Genomic DNA, 16,315 nt, shown 5'->3' on the forward strand with positions numbered 1-16,315 from the left:
GCCTGATTTGGCCTCTAGGCGACCCTCGGCAAAGCTGTTACGCTCGGCCCGCTTTCAGATGTTTCGGTTTGCAACGAACCGCCATCTCATATCAATAATAAACGCATCGACGCGTGAATCGAACTTCGCTGTTGCTGAAGGAGTGGGCTTCCATGATCGACCATTTTTGGAAGGATAAATACCCAGCCGGGATTACGGCGGAAATCAATCCTGACGAATTCCCCAATATCCAGGCGGTACTCAAGCAATCCTGCCAACGCTTTGCCGACAAACCGGCCTTTAGCAACCTGGGCAAGACTATCACTTACGGCGAGTTGTATGCCCTGTCGGGCGCTTTTGCGGCCTGGCTGCAGCAGCACACCGACCTCAAGCCGGGTGATCGCATTGCCGTGCAGCTGCCGAATGTCCTGCAGTACCCGGTAGCGGTGTTCGGCGCCATGCGCGCCGGCCTGATCGTGGTCAACACCAACCCGTTGTATACCGCGCGGGAAATGGAGCACCAATTCAACGACTCCGGTGCCAAGGCGCTGGTGTGCCTGGCCAACATGGCGCACCTGGCCGAGAAGGTGGTGCCCAAGACCCAGGTCAGGCACGTCATCGTCACCGAAGTGGCCGACCTGCTGCCACCGCTCAAGCGCCTGTTGATCAACAGCGTGATCAAGTACGTGAAGAAGATGGTGCCGGCCTATAACCTGCCCAATGCCGTCCGCTTCAACGATACGCTGGCGCAGGGCAAGGGCCAGCCGGTCACCGAGGCCAACCCGCAAGCCAATGATGTCGCCGTGCTGCAGTACACCGGCGGCACCACCGGTGTCGCCAAGGGCGCGATGCTGACTCACCGCAACCTGGTCGCCAACATGCTGCAATGCCGCGCACTGATGGGCGCGAACCTGCAGGAAGGCTGCGAGATCCTCATCACGCCGCTGCCGCTGTACCACATCTATGCGTTTACCTTCCATTGCATGGCGATGATGCTGATCGGCAACCATAACGTGCTGATCAGCAACCCGCGTGACCTGCCAGCGATGGTCAAGGAGCTGGGCAAGTGGAAGTTCAGCGGCTTCGTAGGCCTCAACACCCTGTTCGTTGCGCTGTGCAACAACGAGGCGTTCCGTGCCTTGGACTTCTCTGCACTGAAGATCACCTTGTCCGGTGGCATGGCCCTGCAATTGAGCGTGGCCGAGCGCTGGAAGACCGTCACCGGTTGCGCCATCTGCGAAGGCTACGGCATGACCGAGACCAGCCCGGTGGCGGCAGTCAACCCGGCCGAGGCCAACCAGGTCGGCACCATCGGTATCCCGGTGCCCTCGACGTTGTGCAAGGTCATCGATGACAGTGGCAACGAACTGCCGCTGGGCGAAGTGGGCGAGCTGTGCGTCAAGGGCCCGCAGGTGATGAAGGGCTACTGGCAGCGTGAAGAGGCCACCCACGAGATTCTCGACAGCGAAGGCTGGCTGAAGACCGGTGACATCGCCTTGATCCAGCCGGACGGCTACATGCGCATCGTCGACCGCAAGAAGGACATGATCCTGGTCTCGGGCTTCAACGTGTACCCCAACGAACTGGAAGATGTGCTGGCGGGCCTGCCGGGCGTACTGCAATGCGCCGCGATCGGCGTGCCGGACGAGAAGTCGGGCGAGCTGATCAAGGTGTTCATCGTGGTCAAGCCAGGCATGACCGTGACCAAGGAGCAGGTGATGGAGCACATGCGTGCCAACGTCACGGGCTACAAGGTGCCGCGTTACATCGAGTTCCGCGATGCGTTGCCGACCACCAACGTGGGCAAGATCCTGCGTCGTGAGTTGCGTGATGAAGAACTGAAGAAGCAAGGGTTGAAGAAGATCGCCTGATCGGCCTTGCTGGCCTCATCGCCGGCAAGCCGGCTCCCACAGGCCAAGCGCAGTTTTCAAGGGCTGCGCCGCCTCTGTGGGAGCCGGCTTGCCGGCGATGAGGCCGGTACGATCAGCGCAATTTCTCAAGCATCTGGTAGTACCACATCCCCGCCGCCAACAGCGGATTCCCCAGCACGTCCCCCATCGGCACCTTGATGTGCTTGCACGCCGCGAAGGTGTCGAACTTCTCAAGCGTCCCGGTCAGCGCCTCGGCCATGATCTCGCCCATGATGTGGCTGGTGGCAATGCCATGGCCCGAATAACCCTGGCAGTACCAGACGTTGTCCGACAGCTTGCCCAACTGCGGAATGCGGTTGACCACGATGCCCATCGCGCAGCTCCACTGGAACTCGATCGGCACCCCCTTGAGCGCCGGGAAGGTGCGTTCGATGCACGGCCGCAGTTCGCCGGCGATATCCCGCGAATCCTTGCCTGAATAGTTCGCACCACCGCCGAACAGCAGGCGTTTGTCGGCGGTCAGGCGGTAGTAGTCGAGCACGAACCGGCAGTCGTACACCGCCATGTCCTGCGGGTTGATTTGTTCGGCCAGTTCACCCAGCGGTGCGGTGGTGACGATGCCGCCCATGGCGGGGAATATCTTGCCCTTGAGCTGGCGTTTTTCCAGCTTGTGGTAAACGTCGCCGGCCAGCATCACCTGGCGCGCCTCGACACGGCCATGGGCGGTCACCACCGCTGGGCGCGGGCCATGAATGATGTCCAGCACTTCGGAGTTTTCGAAGATCAGTGCGCCCAGCGCATGGGCGGCACGCGCCTCGCCCAGGCACAGGTTCAGCGGGTGCAGGTGCAGGTTGCGCAGGTTCTTCAGCGCGCCCAGGTACAGCGGGCTCTGCAGGTGTTCGGCAACGGCGCTGCGGTCGAGCATCTGCACCTGTGCGCCCATGCCGCGGCGCTGCGCTTGGGCTTCGAAGTCGCGCAGTTCGTCCAGGTGCGAAGGTTTCATCGCCGCGTGCAAGTGGCCACGCTTGAGGTCGCAGTCGATGCCATAGCGCTCGACCCGCTGCTCGATGATCTGGTGCCCGCGCCAGCGCAGGTGCCAGATGAAATCGTCCACCTCGCTGCCCAGGCGGTTGCGCATCTGTGTACGCATGGCTTCATCGCCAGACAGGCTGCCCGTGACCTGCCCACCATTGCGGCCGCTGGCACCCCAACCGATGCGGTTGGTTTCGACGATCGCCACCTTGAGGCCGCGTTCGGCCAGTTCCACCGCGGTGGCCACGCCGGTGAAACCACCACCGATGATGGCCACGTCGACGTGCACGGTGCCCTTGAGTTGCGGGTACTGGGTGTGGTCGTTGAGGGTGGCGCTGTAGTAGGACGGCGCACGCTGGGCCGGGCCGTTGTTCACTGCTGCGTTCATGGGTGTTCCTTGTTCTGAATGGGGTGGGGCTCAGGCCTGGTGCAGGTACCAGCGCCAGTCCTGTTCGCTGACTTCGGCCATGAACTGGCGGTACTCGGCGCGTTTGACCTTTAGATAAACCCCGAGGAAGTCGCCGCCGAGCGCTTCGCGCGCCCACTCCGAACGCTCCAGGGCATCGAGCACGGTCAGCCAGTCGGTGGGCAGGTGCTCGGTCGCCTGTGCGTAGCCATTGCCTTCAACCGGTGCGCCCGGGTCGAGCTGTTCACGGATGCCACGGTGGCTTGCCGCCAGAATCGCCGCAGCGGCCAGATAAGGGTTGGCGTCGGCGCCACAGATGCGATGCTCGACATGCCGGCTGTTGGCCGGGCCACCGGGCACGCGCAGGCTGACGGTGCGGTTGTCGACGCCCCAGGTGGGCGCCAGCGGTGCATAGCTGTTGGCCTGGAAGCGGCGGAACGAGTTGGCGTTGGGGCAGAACAGCAGCAGCGAGTCGTGCAGGTGGCGCAGCATGCCCGCCACCGCTTGGCGCAGCAGCGGGGTGCCGGCCTTGTCTTCGCTGGCGAACAGGTTGTTGCCGGCGCTGTCGGCCAGGCTCAGGTGCATGTGCATGCCGGTGCCGGCCAGGTCGGCGAAGGGCTTGGCCATGAAGCACGCCTGCATGCCATGGGCATGCGCGACACCTTTGACCAGGCGTTTGTAGCGCACGGCCTGGTCCATGGCTTGCAGTGCATCGCCATGCTCCAGGGTGATTTCCACCTGGCCTGGGGCGTATTCGGAAATGGCCGTGCGCGCCGGGATGCCTTGGGCTTTGCAGGCAGCATAAAGGTCGGCAAGGAACGGTTCGATTTGTTCCAGCTCACGCAAGCCATAGACCTGCGTACTGCGCGGGCGGCCGCCGTCGTTGTCCAGCGCCGGTTGCGGGCGGCCTTGGGCATCGCGTTTCTGGTCAAGCAGGTAGAACTCCAGCTCGCAGGCCATCACCGGGTAGTAGCCGTCGGCGTTGAGCGCTTCGATGGTGCGCAGCAGCACATGGCGCGGGTCGGCGACGCTGGCAGGCAGGCCTTCGCTGGGGTGCATGCTGACCTGCACGGCGGCGGTCGGTATACGGCGCCAGGGCAGGCGCACCAGGCTGCATTCCAGCGGATAGGCGCGGCAGTCGATGTCGCCGACGTCCCACACCAGGCCGGAGTTTTCCACGTCATCGCCGTTCAGGGTCAGGCCCAGGATGGTGCTGGGTAGCGGGCGGCCGCTCTGGTATACGGCCAACAGCTCGTCGCGGTGCAGCAACTTGCCGCGCGGCACGCCGTTGGCGTCGAGGATGAACAGTTCGAACAGCTCGATATCAGGGTTTTCGGCAAGGAAACGGCTGGCGTGCTCTACAGGTGCAAAGTGCATGATGGGTTCGCTCGTGGGCGCACAGGACCGCCGCGCAGGGGCGGTCCAGCTGAGTCAATCGGCCTGATGGCGGCCGGGTCTGGTCAGTGAAGCGTGAGCGAAGTATCCGGTGGGCGGGCGTGACGGCAGTGCCACAGGGCCCAGAAGGCGAGGATCACATGCACCAGCGGATTCTCGCCGGCGCGGGTCCGGGCCTTCGCGAGGGAAGGGCGGGGAAGCGGCGGGGCGATGGGCTGGTCGGGGGTCATCCCTGGATACTCACATGCGGCGTAAGGTTGATTAAAGCAGTGAATGGCAACCTTTACATCGGGCTTCACTAAACATATGTGCGGTCTGCACCGGCCCTATCGCCGGCAAGCCGGCTCCCACAGGTACCCCACAACGTTCAGGTCCAGTGGCAGCCGGCTTGCCGGCGATAGGGCCAGTCCAGCCAGCAAAGCACCCTCGAATCTGCGACAATCGCGCCCTCAAGAATGCCGATCATGAAAAAGCAGGCTCACCTGCATCACTAAAAAGCCCCATGACTGACCACGCTATCGACAAACTGCTGCAAAACCTCGACCACGCCATGATCGCCGACCGCCATCGCCTGCGCCGGCAACTGCACGAGCTGCGCAAGCGCCCCGACGAGGCCAAGCTGGCGCAGTGGGTGGAGAAGGTCCAGGCGTCCTGCGCCCAGGTTACCGCGCGCCAGGAAAGCGTGCCGCGCATCCGCTACGACGACAGCCTGCCGATTGCCGCCAAGCGCGACGAGATCAAGAAGGCGTTGGCGGAAAACCAGGTGTTGGTGATCGCCGGCGAAACCGGTTCGGGCAAGACTACCCAGTTGCCCAAGATCTGCCTGGAACTGGGCCGCGGCAGCCATGGCCTGATCGCCCACACCCAACCGCGCCGGATCGCCGCTCGCAGTGTGGCCGCGCGGGTTGCCGAAGAGCTGGGCACGCCGTTGGGCGGGCTGGTCGGTTACCAGGTGCGGTTCGAGGACCAGAGCGATGCCAATACCCTGGTCAAGCTGATGACCGATGGCATCCTGCTGGCCGAAACCCAGCACGATCGCTTTCTCGAGCGTTACGACACGATCATCGTCGACGAGGCCCATGAGCGCAGCCTGAACATCGACTTCCTGCTCGGCTACCTCAAGACCCTGCTGCACCGCCGCCCGGACCTGAAGCTGATCATCACCTCGGCGACCATTGATCTGGAGCGTTTTTCCCAGCATTTCGATGGCGCGCCGATCATCGAAGTGTCCGGCCGCACCTACCCGGTGGACACCTGGTACCGCCCGCTGACCAGCGAGCAGGACGAAGAGGGCAACCAGGTCGAGGAAGACCTCACCGTTGACCAGGCCATCCTCGCCACCCTCGACGAAATCGCCCACCACGAGCGCAGCGAGGGCAAGGGCCCTGGCGATGTGCTGGTGTTCCTGCCGGGTGAGCGTGAAATTCGCGACGCAGCGGAGATTCTGCGCAAGGCCCAGCTGCGCCATACCGAGATTCTGCCGCTGTACGCGCGCTTGTCGCCGGCCGAGCAGCAGCGCATCTTCCAGTCGCACACCGGGCGCCGTGTGGTGCTGGCCACCAACGTGGCGGAAACATCCCTGACCGTGCCGGGCATCCGCTACGTGATCGACACCGGTACCGCGCGCATCAGCCGCTACAGTTACCGGGCGAAGGTCCAGCGCCTGCCGATCGAAGCCGTTTCCCAGGCCAGCGCCAACCAGCGCAAAGGCCGCTGCGGCCGGGTCGAGCCCGGTATCTGCATCCGCTTGTACAGCGAAGAGGACTTCAACGGCCGGCCGGCGTTCACCGACCCCGAGATCCTGCGCACCAACCTGGCGGCGGTGATCCTGCAGATGCTCCACCTGCGCCTGGGCGCCATCGATGCCTTCCCGTTCATCGAGCCGCCAGATGGCAAGGCCATCAGCGACGGTTTCAACCTGCTGCAGGAGCTGTCGGCGGTCAACCGCGAGAACCAGCTGACACCCTTGGGCCGCCAATTGGCGCGCTTGCCGATCGACCCACGCTTGGGCCGCATGCTGCTCGAGGGCGCCCGCCTGGGCAGCCTGCAGGAAGTGCTGATCGTCACCAGTGCGCTGTCGGTGCAGGACCCGCGCGAGCGTCCGCCGGAGCGCCAGCAGGCCGCGGACCAGGCGCATGCCCAGTGGAAGGACGTCGATTCCGACTTCGCCGCGCTGGTCAACCTGTGGCGTGGTTTCGAGGAGCAGCGCCAGGCCCTGACCGCCAACCCGCTGCGCAACTGGTGCCGCAAGCACTTCCTGAATTACCTGCGCCTGCGCGAATGGCGCGACGCGCATCGCCAGCTGGCGCTGATCTGCCGTGACTTGCAGTTGACGGTGAACAAGGAACCGTCTGACTACCAGAAGCTGCACAAGGCCATCCTCAGCGGCCTGCTCAGCCAGATCGGCCACAAGACCGAGGAGGGCGACTACCAGGGAGCCCGCCAGCGGCGCTTCTGGGTGCACCCGTCTTCGGGCCTCGGCCGCAAGCGCCCGCAGTGGGTGATGGCCGCCGAACTGGTCGAGACCACCAAGCTGTATGCGCGCATGGTCGCCAAGATCGAGCCCGACTGGATCGAGCCGCTGGCAACCCACCTGGTCAAGAAGAACCATTTCGAACCGCACTGGGAGAAGAAGCGCGGGCAGGTGGTGGCCTTCGAGCAGATCACCCTTTACGGCCTGATCCTGGTCGGCCGCCGCCCGGTGCATTACGGTCCGATCGACCCGGTCACGTCGCGTGAACTGTTCATCCGCGAAGGGCTCGTCGGGGGCCAGATCCAGTCGCGCGCCAAGTGCCTGGCCGCCAACAAGCGCCTGCTCGAAGAGCTCGACGAACTGGAAGCCAAGGCGCGTCGGCGCGACATTCTGGCCGACGAAGAAACCCTTTACGGCTTCTACGAAGCGCGGCTGCCGGCCGAGATCCACCAGACCGCAACCTTCGACAGCTGGTACCGCATGGGCAGCCAGAAGGACAGCAGCCTGCTGATCATGCGCGAGGAAGACGTGCTGGCCCGCGAAGCCAGCGAAGTCACGGCGGCGCAATACCCGGACAGCCTGCAGTTGGGCGAGCTGCGCCTGCCGCTGAGCTACCACTTCGAGCCGGGCCATCCGCGTGACGGCGTCACGGTGCGGGTGCCGGCGCCGCTGTTGCCAAGCCTGCCGGGCGAGCGCCTGGAGTGGCTGGTGCCGGGCTTGATCGAAGCCAAGTGCGTGGCCCTGGTGCGCAACCTGCCCAAGGCGCTGCGCAAAAACTTCGTGCCGGTGCCGGACTTCGTCAAGGCGTCGCTGGCACGCATGACCTTCGGCCAGGGCGCGCTGCCCCAGGCCCTGGGCCAGGAGCTGCTGCGCATGACCGGTGCACGCGTGCCCGACGAGGCCTGGGCGGAATCGGTCGGCCTGGTCGAAGGCCATTTGCGCATGAACATCGAAGTGGTCGACGGTGACGGCAAGTTCCTCGGCGAAGGCCGCGACCTCGCCGAGCTGACCGCGCGTTTCGCCGCCGCCAGCCAGGCGGCGCTAGCGGTGCCGCGCAACGACAAGGCTGAGCAGCCGGTGCAGGCCAAGGCCTTCACCGAAGTCAAGCAGACCGCCCAGCAGAAGATTGCCGGCCTGTCGATGACCGTCTACCCGGCGCTGGTGGAGCAGAGCGGCAGCGTGCACGAAGGGCGGTTCTCGACCCAGGCCGAAGCCGAGTTCCAGCACCGCCGCGCCTTGCAGCGCCTGCTGCTGCAGCAGTTGGCGGAACCGGCCAAATTCCTCCGTGGCAAGCTGCCGGGTCTGACCGAGCTGGGCTTGCTGTACCGCGAACTGGGCCGTGTCGAGGCGCTGGTCGAGGACATCCTGCTGGCGAGCCTGGACAGCTGCATCCTCGAAGGCGAAGCCACGTTGCCGCGTGATGGCGCCGCCTTGGCCGGCCTGGCCGAGCGCAAGCGCGGTAGCTGGGCCGAGCATGCCGAGCGCCTGGCCCGCCAGACGCTGGAAGTGCTGAAGCTGTGGCACGGCCTGCAGAAGCGCTTCAAGGGCAAGATCGACCTGAGCCAGGCGGTGGCGCTCAACGACATCAAGCAACAGTTGGCCAACCTGGTGTATCCGGGCTTCGTGCGCGAAACGCCCGCAGCCTGGTTCAAGGAGTTGCCGCGCTACTTGAAAGCGGTGGAACTACGCCTCGAGAAGCTGGGCAGCCAGGTGCAGAAGGACCGGGTGTGGAGCGCTGAGTTGAGCAACCTCTGGGCCCAGTACAAGGCCCGTGCCGACAAGCATGCCCAGGAGGGCAAGCGTGACGAGCAGCTGGCCTTGTACCGCTGGTTGCTGGAGGAATATCGGGTGTCGCTGTTTGCCCAGCAGTTGGGCACGAAAGTGCCGATTTCTGACAAGCGTCTCAGCAAACAGTGGTCTCAGGTGGAAGCCTAAACCCCAGAAGATGTGGCAATATTGATCCTATTTGGGGCTGGCCATACAGCCCCTGTGGGAGCGGGTTTACCCGCGAACGAGGGCCGCGCCCTCGCCCTTGATCTGGCACTAAAGTGCCATTACGCATTTTCCAGCCAGCGCCCCGTGGCGATGGCCTTTGACCAGAGGAACGACCGTGCATAACGTCGTGATCAGCGGCACCGGCCTGTATACCCCGGCCCAGAGCATTTCCAACGAAGAACTGGTGGCGTCCTTCAACGCCTGGGCGCAGCAGTTCAACCTCGACAATGCCGCTGCCATCGAGCGTGGCGAGGTCGAGGCAGCGCCAATGTCCGACGCTGCATTCATCGAAAAGGCCTCGGGCATCAAGAGCCGTTTCGTCATGGACAAGGCTGGCATCCTCGACCCGCAGCGCATGAAACCACGCCTGCCGGAGCGCTCCAACGACGAGCAGTCGATCCTCTGCGAGATGGGCGTTGCCGCCGCGCGCCAGGCTCTGGAGCGCGCCGGCCGCACGGCCGCCGATGTCGACGGGGTGATCGTCGCCTGCTCCAACCTGCAGCGCCCGTACCCGGCCATCGCCATCGAAGTGCAGCAAGCGCTAGGTATTCAGGGCTTCGCCTTCGACATGAACGTTGCCTGTTCGTCGGCCACGTTCGGCATCCAGACTGCCGCCAACAGCGTGCAGCTGGGTCAGGCCCGCGCACTGCTGGTGGTCAGCCCGGAAATCTGCACCGGGCACCTGAACTTCCGTGACCGCGACAGCCACTTCATCTTCGGTGATGCCGCCACCGCGGTACTGGTGGAGCGGGCCGACCTGGCCACCTCGGCGCACCAGTTCGACATCCTCGGCACCAAGCTGCAGACCGTATTCTCCAACAACATCCGCAACAACTTCGGCTTCCTCAACCGCGCGGCGGAAGAGGGCGCTGGCGCGCGTGACAAGCTGTTCGTGCAGGAAGGCCGCAAGGTGTTCAAGGAAGTCTGCCCGATGGTCGCGGAACTGATCGGCAAGCACCTGGGCGAGAACGACCTGCAGCCGTCCGACGTGAAACGCTTCTGGTTGCACCAGGCCAACCTGAGCATGAACCACCTGATCGTCAAGAAGCTGCTGGGGCGTGAAGTGGCCGAGGAAGATGCACCGGTGATTCTCGACCGCTATGCCAACACCAGTTCGGCGGGGTCGGTGATTGCCTTCCACTTGTATCAGGATGACCTGGCCACGGGCTCGCTGGGCGTGTTGAGCTCGTTTGGGGCGGGGTATTCGATTGGTAGCGTGATTCTGCGTAAACGCTGACCTGCCGCGTCGGCCCCATCGCCGGCAAGCCGGCTCCCACAGGGACCCCACACAGCTGGAGCATCGTGGCGTCCCCATGGGAGCCGGCTTGTCGGCGATGGGGCCGACGCATTTCTTGCAGACAAAAAAAGGCAGGAAGCGCCGGATGGGGTCGGCATTTCCCGCCTCGATTGAAGCAAAGGCGTTGCAGCTTAGAACTTGGCCTCCAGGTCCACCTGCAAGGTGTCGACATCCGCATTGCTGTTCGGCAGCTGCGACAGGTCGGTCTTGGCCATCAGGTAAGCAGCCCCCAGCGAGAAGTTCTTGTCGATTTCGTAACCGACCTTGAACTTGTGACCACGCGAGCCGGTGAAACCGTTGCCGAAGTCGGAGTCAGTGAACAGGCTGACCACGGCGTTACGCTGCACATCGCGGTAGTTGTAATCCAGGCTCCAGGCGCCAACCTTGGTCTTCAGACCGGCCAGCCAAGCCTGGTCTTCGCCATCGGTGCTCTCGGTGTTCTTCACGTATTGGCCGTAGGCCGACAGTGGGATGGCGAAGCCGGTGAAGTCGAGCTGGCCGAAGCCTTCCACCAGGTTGAACTCGTTGGTGGTGTTGCCGAACGACTGCAGGATGGCCGCTTCCTTGTCGTTGTCGTAGCCGTAGATGCTCGCACCCACGGTGACCTTCAACGCATCGACTGGCGCGAACTTGGTGCCCAACTGCGCGTGGTAGACCTGGGCGTCATGCTTGTACTGCACGCCGTCGCCGTCCACGTTGTCCTTGAGGGTGTACTGGCCAGCGCTGGCGAATACCTCGGCGCCGCCCAGATCAGCCTTGTAGGTGGCTGCCACGCCTTCCGGGTTGATGTCGCTGTCCCAGATGATGTCGCCCATGTTCACCCAAGGCTGCTGCATCTTGCCGCCGATCAGGTGCAGGTTCGGGATAGCCGTCGGGTGCCAGTCCAGGTAGGCCAGGTCAACCCACAGCGACTTCTTGTCGAAATAGTTGTCGAAGCTCTGGTTGGTGGAGCGGCGGTCGGCGCTGCTGCCGGTGGCGATACGCACGCCAGCGTCGACTTGCGGGTTGATCTCGCTGTAGAAACCGACGCGGGCACGCACGCGCTGACGGTCCTGGTTGCCGCTGCTGCTGTTTGGGTCGTCGACGTTGACGTCTTCGTAGCGCAGGCGCACATCGCCCTTGATCTGGGTCTTGGCGGCCCATGCCACTTTCTGTTCAAAGGAGCTCATACGTTCGGACTGAGCTTTCTGGTCGGCCTTTTCCTTGGTTTCTTTTGCCAGGTCGCCCTGCAGTTCGTTGTACTGCGCCTGATTGATCGAGCCGTTGGCGCGGAGCATTTCGAGCAGCTTGGCGTCGACAGCAGCACTGGCCGGAGTACTCAGAGCCAGCATCATGCCGGTGAGGCTCACTCCGGTAAGTGTAGAAACAAGACGCATAAGGTTCTCCCTACTGAAAAAAATTGGGGAGGCTCAGCGCCCGCCCCGTGTTGGCATGTCTTCGGAAAGGGCCTGAATAGACAGGTTCTGGGGTTCCGGAAAACAGGCGCAAGTATTGCGGGGGGCAATGACAGATTAATGTCTAATTAGTGGCACTGCGGTTAAGTAATTGAGAATAAAAGGATCAGCCAGGCATTCGTCATTTGAGTGGGCGGCTGTTATTCCTGATACTGGTGCCTTCAGCATGCGAGTCGAAACCGTGACCAGCCTCTACAGCCTTGCCCATCTGCGTGACCTGCCCGCGGCGACCTGGGACGCCCTGGTGCCTGCCGGCCAGCCCTTCCTGCGCCACGCGTTCCTGAGCGCCATGGAAGACAGCGGCAGTGTTGCACCGGCCAATGGCTGGGCCGCCGAGCACCTGGTGCTGGAGCGTGACGGGCAAGTGCGGGCGCTGTTGCCGGCGTACCGCAAGTGGCATTCGTACGGTGAGTATGTGTTCGACCATGGCTGGGCCGATGCCTGCGAACGCGCGGGTATCGCCTATTACCCCAAGCTGCTCGGCGCCGTGCCGTTCAGCCCGGTCAGTGGCCCGCGGCTGCTCGCGGCCGACCCGGCCGACGGCTTGCTCGTGCTCCAGGCCCTGCCCGAGTACCTGAGGAAGGCCGGGCTTTCCGGGGCGCACATCAACTTCACCGACCAAGGCCTGGATACCCAGCTTGCCGGCCTGCCCGGCTGGATGGAGCGCCTGGGCTGCCAGTACCACTGGCGCAACCGAAACTACCGGGACTTCCAGGACTTTCTCGACAGCCTGAGTTCACGCAAGCGCAAGCAGATGCGCAAGGAGCGTGAACAGGTGGCAGGGCAGGGCATCGATTTTCGCTGGTACCGCGGCGATGAGCTGGACGAGGCTCAATGGGATTTTGTCTACCTGTGTTATGCCAACACCTATGCCGTACGCAGACGCTCGCCGTACCTGACCCGCGAATTCTTCAGCCTGCTGGCCGAGCGCATGCCCGAGGCGCTGCGGGTGGTCATGGCCCGTCAGGGTGGGCGCGATGTTGCCATGGCCCTTAGCCTGGTGGGTGGCGACAGCCTGTTCGGCCGGTATTGGGGCTGCCTGGACGAGTTTGACCGGCTGCACTTCGAAACCTGTTTCTACCAAGGCATGGACTTTGCCATCGCCGAAGGGCTGCAGCGTTTCGATGCCGGGGCGCAGGGCGAGCATAAGCTGATTCGAGGCTTCGAGCCGGTGCTGACGCGTTCGTGGCATTACTTGCTGCACCCCGGGTTGCGCCGGGCGGTGGAGGACTTCCTGCAGCAGGAGCGGGTGGGCATACAGGGGTATGCCGAGCAGGCGCGGGAGATGCTGCCTTACCGCCGGGAGTGACCACACGGCGCTGTCGCGGGGCTGCCCCCGCGATAATGCCGAGCGTATTCAGGCCTTGCGCGGGTTGAGGATCAGCAAGGTCAGCACCCCCGCGACAATCCCCCAGAACGCCGAACCAATCGAAAACAGGGTGAAACCCGACGCCGTGACCATGAAGGTGATCAGCGCCGCCTCGCGTTCACGCGCCTCGCCCATGGCCACGGTCAGGCCGTTCATGATCGAGCCGAACAGTGCCAGGGCTGCAATCGACAACACCAGTTCCTTCGGCAGCGCTGCGAACAAAGCCGCCAGCGTAGCGCCGAACACCCCGGCAATGCCGTAGAAAATCCCGCACCACACTGCAGCGGTGTAACGCTTGCTCGGGTCTTCATGGGCATGTGGCCCGGTGCAGATGGCCGCGCTGATCGCTGCCAGGTTGACCCCATGGGAGCCAAACGGCGCCAGCACGAGTGAGGCAAAACCGGTCGCCGAAATCAGTGGGGAGGCCGGCACCTGATAACCGTCGGCGCGCAGCACGGCGACGCCGGGCATGTTCTGCGAGGTCATGGCCACCACAAACAATGGAATGCCGATGCTGATGGTGGCGGCCAGCGAGAAGCTGGGGGTGGTCCACACCGGTGTGGCCACCTCCAGCTTGAAGCTGCTGAAGTCCAGCAGGCCGAGGGCGCCGGACAGCGCCGTACCCACCAGCAGCGCAGCCAGCACGCAATAGCGCGGCGACAGGCGCTTGACCAGCAAGTAGCTGAAGAACATGCCCAGTACCAGCAACGTGCGGTGCTGGGCGGCGACGAAGATTTCGCTGCCGATCTTGAACAGGATGCCGGCGAGCAATGCCGAGGCCAGCGAGGCAGGGATGCGTTTGACCAGGCGCTCGAAGCTGCCGGTCAGGCCGCAGATGAGCACCAGCAATGCACAGGTGATATAGGCGCCGATGGCTTCGCCGTAGCTGACCCCGCCCAGGCTCGTGATCAACAGCGCAGCGCCAGGCGTCGACCAGGCGACGGTAATGGGGGTGCGGTAGCGCAGCGACAGGCCGATGCTGCAGACCGCCATGCCGATCGACAGGGCCCAGATCCACGAAGAAATCTGCGCCGTGGTCAGGCCAGCGGCCTGGCCGGCCTGGAACATCAGCACCAACGAGCTGGTGTAACCGGTGAGCATGGCGATGAAGCCGGCGACCACCGCCGACGGAGAGCTGTCTGCCAGGGGCCGCAGGCGTGCGGAAGTGGCATCGGTCATGGGGTAAGTCCTTGTCCATGTGTAAGCAGTTTTTTCAGACTAACGCGGGCAACCTTGATCTTTGCCATACAGCAGCCATTGCTTTTAGCCGTACAGTCGCCAACTATTGGGCACGATTGCACAACTGCATGGGAGGGAGGGGCGATGTACAAGGTCTATGGCGATTACCAGTCGGGCAACTGTTACAAGGTCAAGCTGATGCTGAGCTTGCTCGACCGCCCATATGAATGGCACCCGGTGAACATCCTCAAGGGCGAGACCGAAACGCCCGAATTCCTGGCCATGAACCCTAACGGCAAGGTGCCGGTGCTCAAGCTTGAGGACGGTACCTGCCTGTGGGAATCCAACGCCATCCTCAACTTCCTCGCCGATGGCAGCGAATACCTGCCCAGCGAGCCGCGCCTGCGTACACAGGTGCTGCAGTGGCAGTTCTTCGAGCAGTACAGCCATGAGCCTTACATTGCCGTTGCACGGTTCATCCAGTTTTACCTGGGCCTGCCGGACGAGCGCGTGGAGGAATACCGCAAGCTGCACAAGGGTGGTTACAAGGCGCTGAGGGTGATGGAGCGGCAGCTGCAGATGACGCCGTACCTGGTGGGGGACCAGTATTCGATTGCCGATGTGGCGTTGTACGCGTACACCCACGTGGCGCATCAGGGGGGCTTCGACCTAACCGAGTACCCGGGCGTCAGGGCGTGGCTGGAGCGGGTGGCTGCGCACCCTCGGCACGTACCGATGGTCGACTGAGTCTACCGGCCCCATCGCCGGCAAGCCGGCTCCTACCGAGACCTCACAACATTCAACATTGTGGTCATCCTGTGGGAGCCGGCTTGCCGGCGATGGGGCCGGTACTGATGAAGCTGTTATCAGGCCGAGGCGAACCGCTTGTCCAGGTAGGCAATGATGGCCTTGGACTCGTACATCCAGGTCACCTCGCCTTGCTCCTCAATCCGCAGGCACGGCACTTTGACCCGGCCGCCACCTTCGAGCAGGGCCTGGCGATGCTGCGCATCGTTCTTGGCATCACGCAGCGCCACCGGCACGTTCAGGCGGTGCAGCGTCCGGCGGGTTTTCACGCAGAACGGGCAAGCATGGAACTGGTACAGCGCGAGGCCTTTGGCCTCTTGTTCGACGCGCGCCTGGGCCGTGGCGTCGCGCTTGCGCTTGGCCGGGCGGCTGATCCAGTCGCCGAACACGATGAGCTGGCCGAGGCCGACCCGCAGGGCTTTGACGATCATGGGCAACTCCTGAAAAGAAAAAGCCGACCCCACAGGGTCGGCTCGGGGTCACTCGCCGATCACTTGATCAGGCTGAGGAACTCGCTGCGGGTGGCGGCGTTCTCGCGGAACTCACCGAGCATCACCGACGTGAGCATGGTCGAGTTCTGCTTCTCTACACCGCGCATCATCATGCACATGTGCTTGGCTTCGATGACCACCGCCACACCTGCGGCGCCGGTGACCTGCTGTACGGCGTCGGCGATCTGGCGGCTGAGGTTTTCCTGGATCTGCAGGCGGCGGGCGTACATGTCGACGATCCGCGCGACCTTCGACAGGCCCAGCACTTTGCCCTTGGGCAGGTAGGCGACGTGTGCCTTGCCGATGAACGGCAGCATGTGGTGTTCGCACATCGAATACAGCTCGATGTCCCGGACCAGCACCATTTCGCTGTTATCGGAGGTGAACAGCGCGCCGTTGGTCACTTCTTCCAGCGTCTGCTCATAACCGCGGCAAAGGTACTTCATGGCCTTTGCAGCCCGCTTGGGCGTGTCGAGCAGGCCCTCACGGGAGACGTCCTCGCCGATCTGGCTGAGGATCTCGGTGTAGTTCTGTTCCAGGGACATGTATCTACCTGTGGGAAAAATC

General features: G+C 63.6%; 11 protein-coding genes. 5 read left to right on the forward strand and 6 right to left on the reverse strand.

Annotated elements, in window-relative coordinates:
- Nucleotides 1–152: 152 nt before the first annotated feature.
- Entirely contained in the window at nucleotides 153–1,850 is a 1,698-nt protein-coding gene (gene fadD1 / locus ACNQPL_RS07670) for a long-chain-fatty-acid--CoA ligase FadD1 (protein ID WP_416466362.1), read from the forward strand.
- A gap of 112 nt (nucleotides 1,851–1,962) precedes the next feature.
- Here the strand turns inward: fadD1 and ACNQPL_RS07675 are convergent, their stop codons facing one another.
- A complete protein-coding gene (locus tag ACNQPL_RS07675) occupies nucleotides 1,963–3,270 on the reverse strand; it encodes an NAD(P)/FAD-dependent oxidoreductase (RefSeq protein WP_416466363.1) in 1,308 nt (435 codons plus the stop codon).
- A gap of 30 nt (nucleotides 3,271–3,300) precedes the next feature.
- The gene (locus tag ACNQPL_RS07680) at nucleotides 3,301–4,665 is read right to left on the reverse strand and encodes a glutamine synthetase family protein (protein WP_416466364.1); all 1,365 of its coding nucleotides are present in this window, start codon (nucleotides 4,663–4,665) and stop codon (nucleotides 3,301–3,303) included.
- A gap of 520 nt (nucleotides 4,666–5,185) precedes the next feature.
- On the opposite strand from ACNQPL_RS07680, the gene hrpA reads away from it, so the two are divergent.
- Both hrpA and ACNQPL_RS07690 read left to right on the forward strand, forming a co-directional pair.
- Nucleotides 5,186–9,091, forward strand: coding sequence for an ATP-dependent RNA helicase HrpA (gene hrpA / locus ACNQPL_RS07685; RefSeq protein WP_416466366.1), 3,906 nt, complete (start codon nucleotides 5,186–5,188; stop codon nucleotides 9,089–9,091).
- Nucleotides 9,092–9,266: 175 nt separating this feature from the next.
- Nucleotides 9,267–10,388: a beta-ketoacyl-ACP synthase III gene (locus tag ACNQPL_RS07690; protein WP_416466367.1), complete on the forward strand. Its 1,122-nt coding sequence runs from the start codon at nucleotides 9,267–9,269 to the stop codon at nucleotides 10,386–10,388.
- 191 nt (nucleotides 10,389–10,579) lie between these two features.
- Here the strand turns inward: ACNQPL_RS07690 and ACNQPL_RS07695 are convergent, their stop codons facing one another.
- On the reverse strand, nucleotides 10,580–11,824 hold the full coding sequence (locus ACNQPL_RS07695) for a putative porin (protein WP_416466368.1): 1,245 nt from the start codon (nucleotides 11,822–11,824) through the stop codon (nucleotides 10,580–10,582).
- A 259-nt stretch (nucleotides 11,825–12,083) separates the two neighbouring features.
- Between ACNQPL_RS07695 and ACNQPL_RS07700 the strand changes: the two genes are divergently transcribed.
- Complete coding sequence (locus ACNQPL_RS07700) at nucleotides 12,084–13,211, forward strand: GNAT family N-acetyltransferase (RefSeq protein WP_416466449.1); 1,128 nt, start codon at nucleotides 12,084–12,086, stop codon at nucleotides 13,209–13,211.
- Between the two features lie 48 nt (nucleotides 13,212–13,259).
- On the opposite strand, the gene ACNQPL_RS07705 is transcribed toward ACNQPL_RS07700, so the two are convergent.
- Nucleotides 13,260–14,450, reverse strand: coding sequence for a benzoate/H(+) symporter BenE family transporter (locus ACNQPL_RS07705; protein WP_416466369.1), 1,191 nt, complete (start codon nucleotides 14,448–14,450; stop codon nucleotides 13,260–13,262).
- A gap of 144 nt (nucleotides 14,451–14,594) precedes the next feature.
- On the opposite strand from ACNQPL_RS07705, the gene ACNQPL_RS07710 reads away from it, so the two are divergent.
- Complete coding sequence (locus ACNQPL_RS07710) at nucleotides 14,595–15,197, forward strand: glutathione S-transferase family protein (RefSeq protein ID WP_416466370.1); 603 nt, start codon at nucleotides 14,595–14,597, stop codon at nucleotides 15,195–15,197.
- Nucleotides 15,198–15,316: 119 nt separating this feature from the next.
- On the opposite strand, the gene ACNQPL_RS07715 is transcribed toward ACNQPL_RS07710, so the two are convergent.
- Complete coding sequence (locus ACNQPL_RS07715) at nucleotides 15,317–15,688, reverse strand: glutaredoxin family protein (protein ID WP_346614969.1); 372 nt, start codon at nucleotides 15,686–15,688, stop codon at nucleotides 15,317–15,319.
- 59 nt (nucleotides 15,689–15,747) lie between these two features.
- Entirely contained in the window at nucleotides 15,748–16,293 is a 546-nt protein-coding gene (gene folE, locus ACNQPL_RS07720; protein WP_346614970.1) for a GTP cyclohydrolase I FolE, read from the reverse strand.
- Between the last annotated feature and the right edge of the window lie 22 nt (nucleotides 16,294–16,315).

Source organism: Pseudomonas sp. LFS044, from assembly GCF_047978245.1.
Taxonomy (GTDB): Bacteria; Pseudomonadota; Gammaproteobacteria; order Pseudomonadales; family Pseudomonadaceae; genus Aquipseudomonas.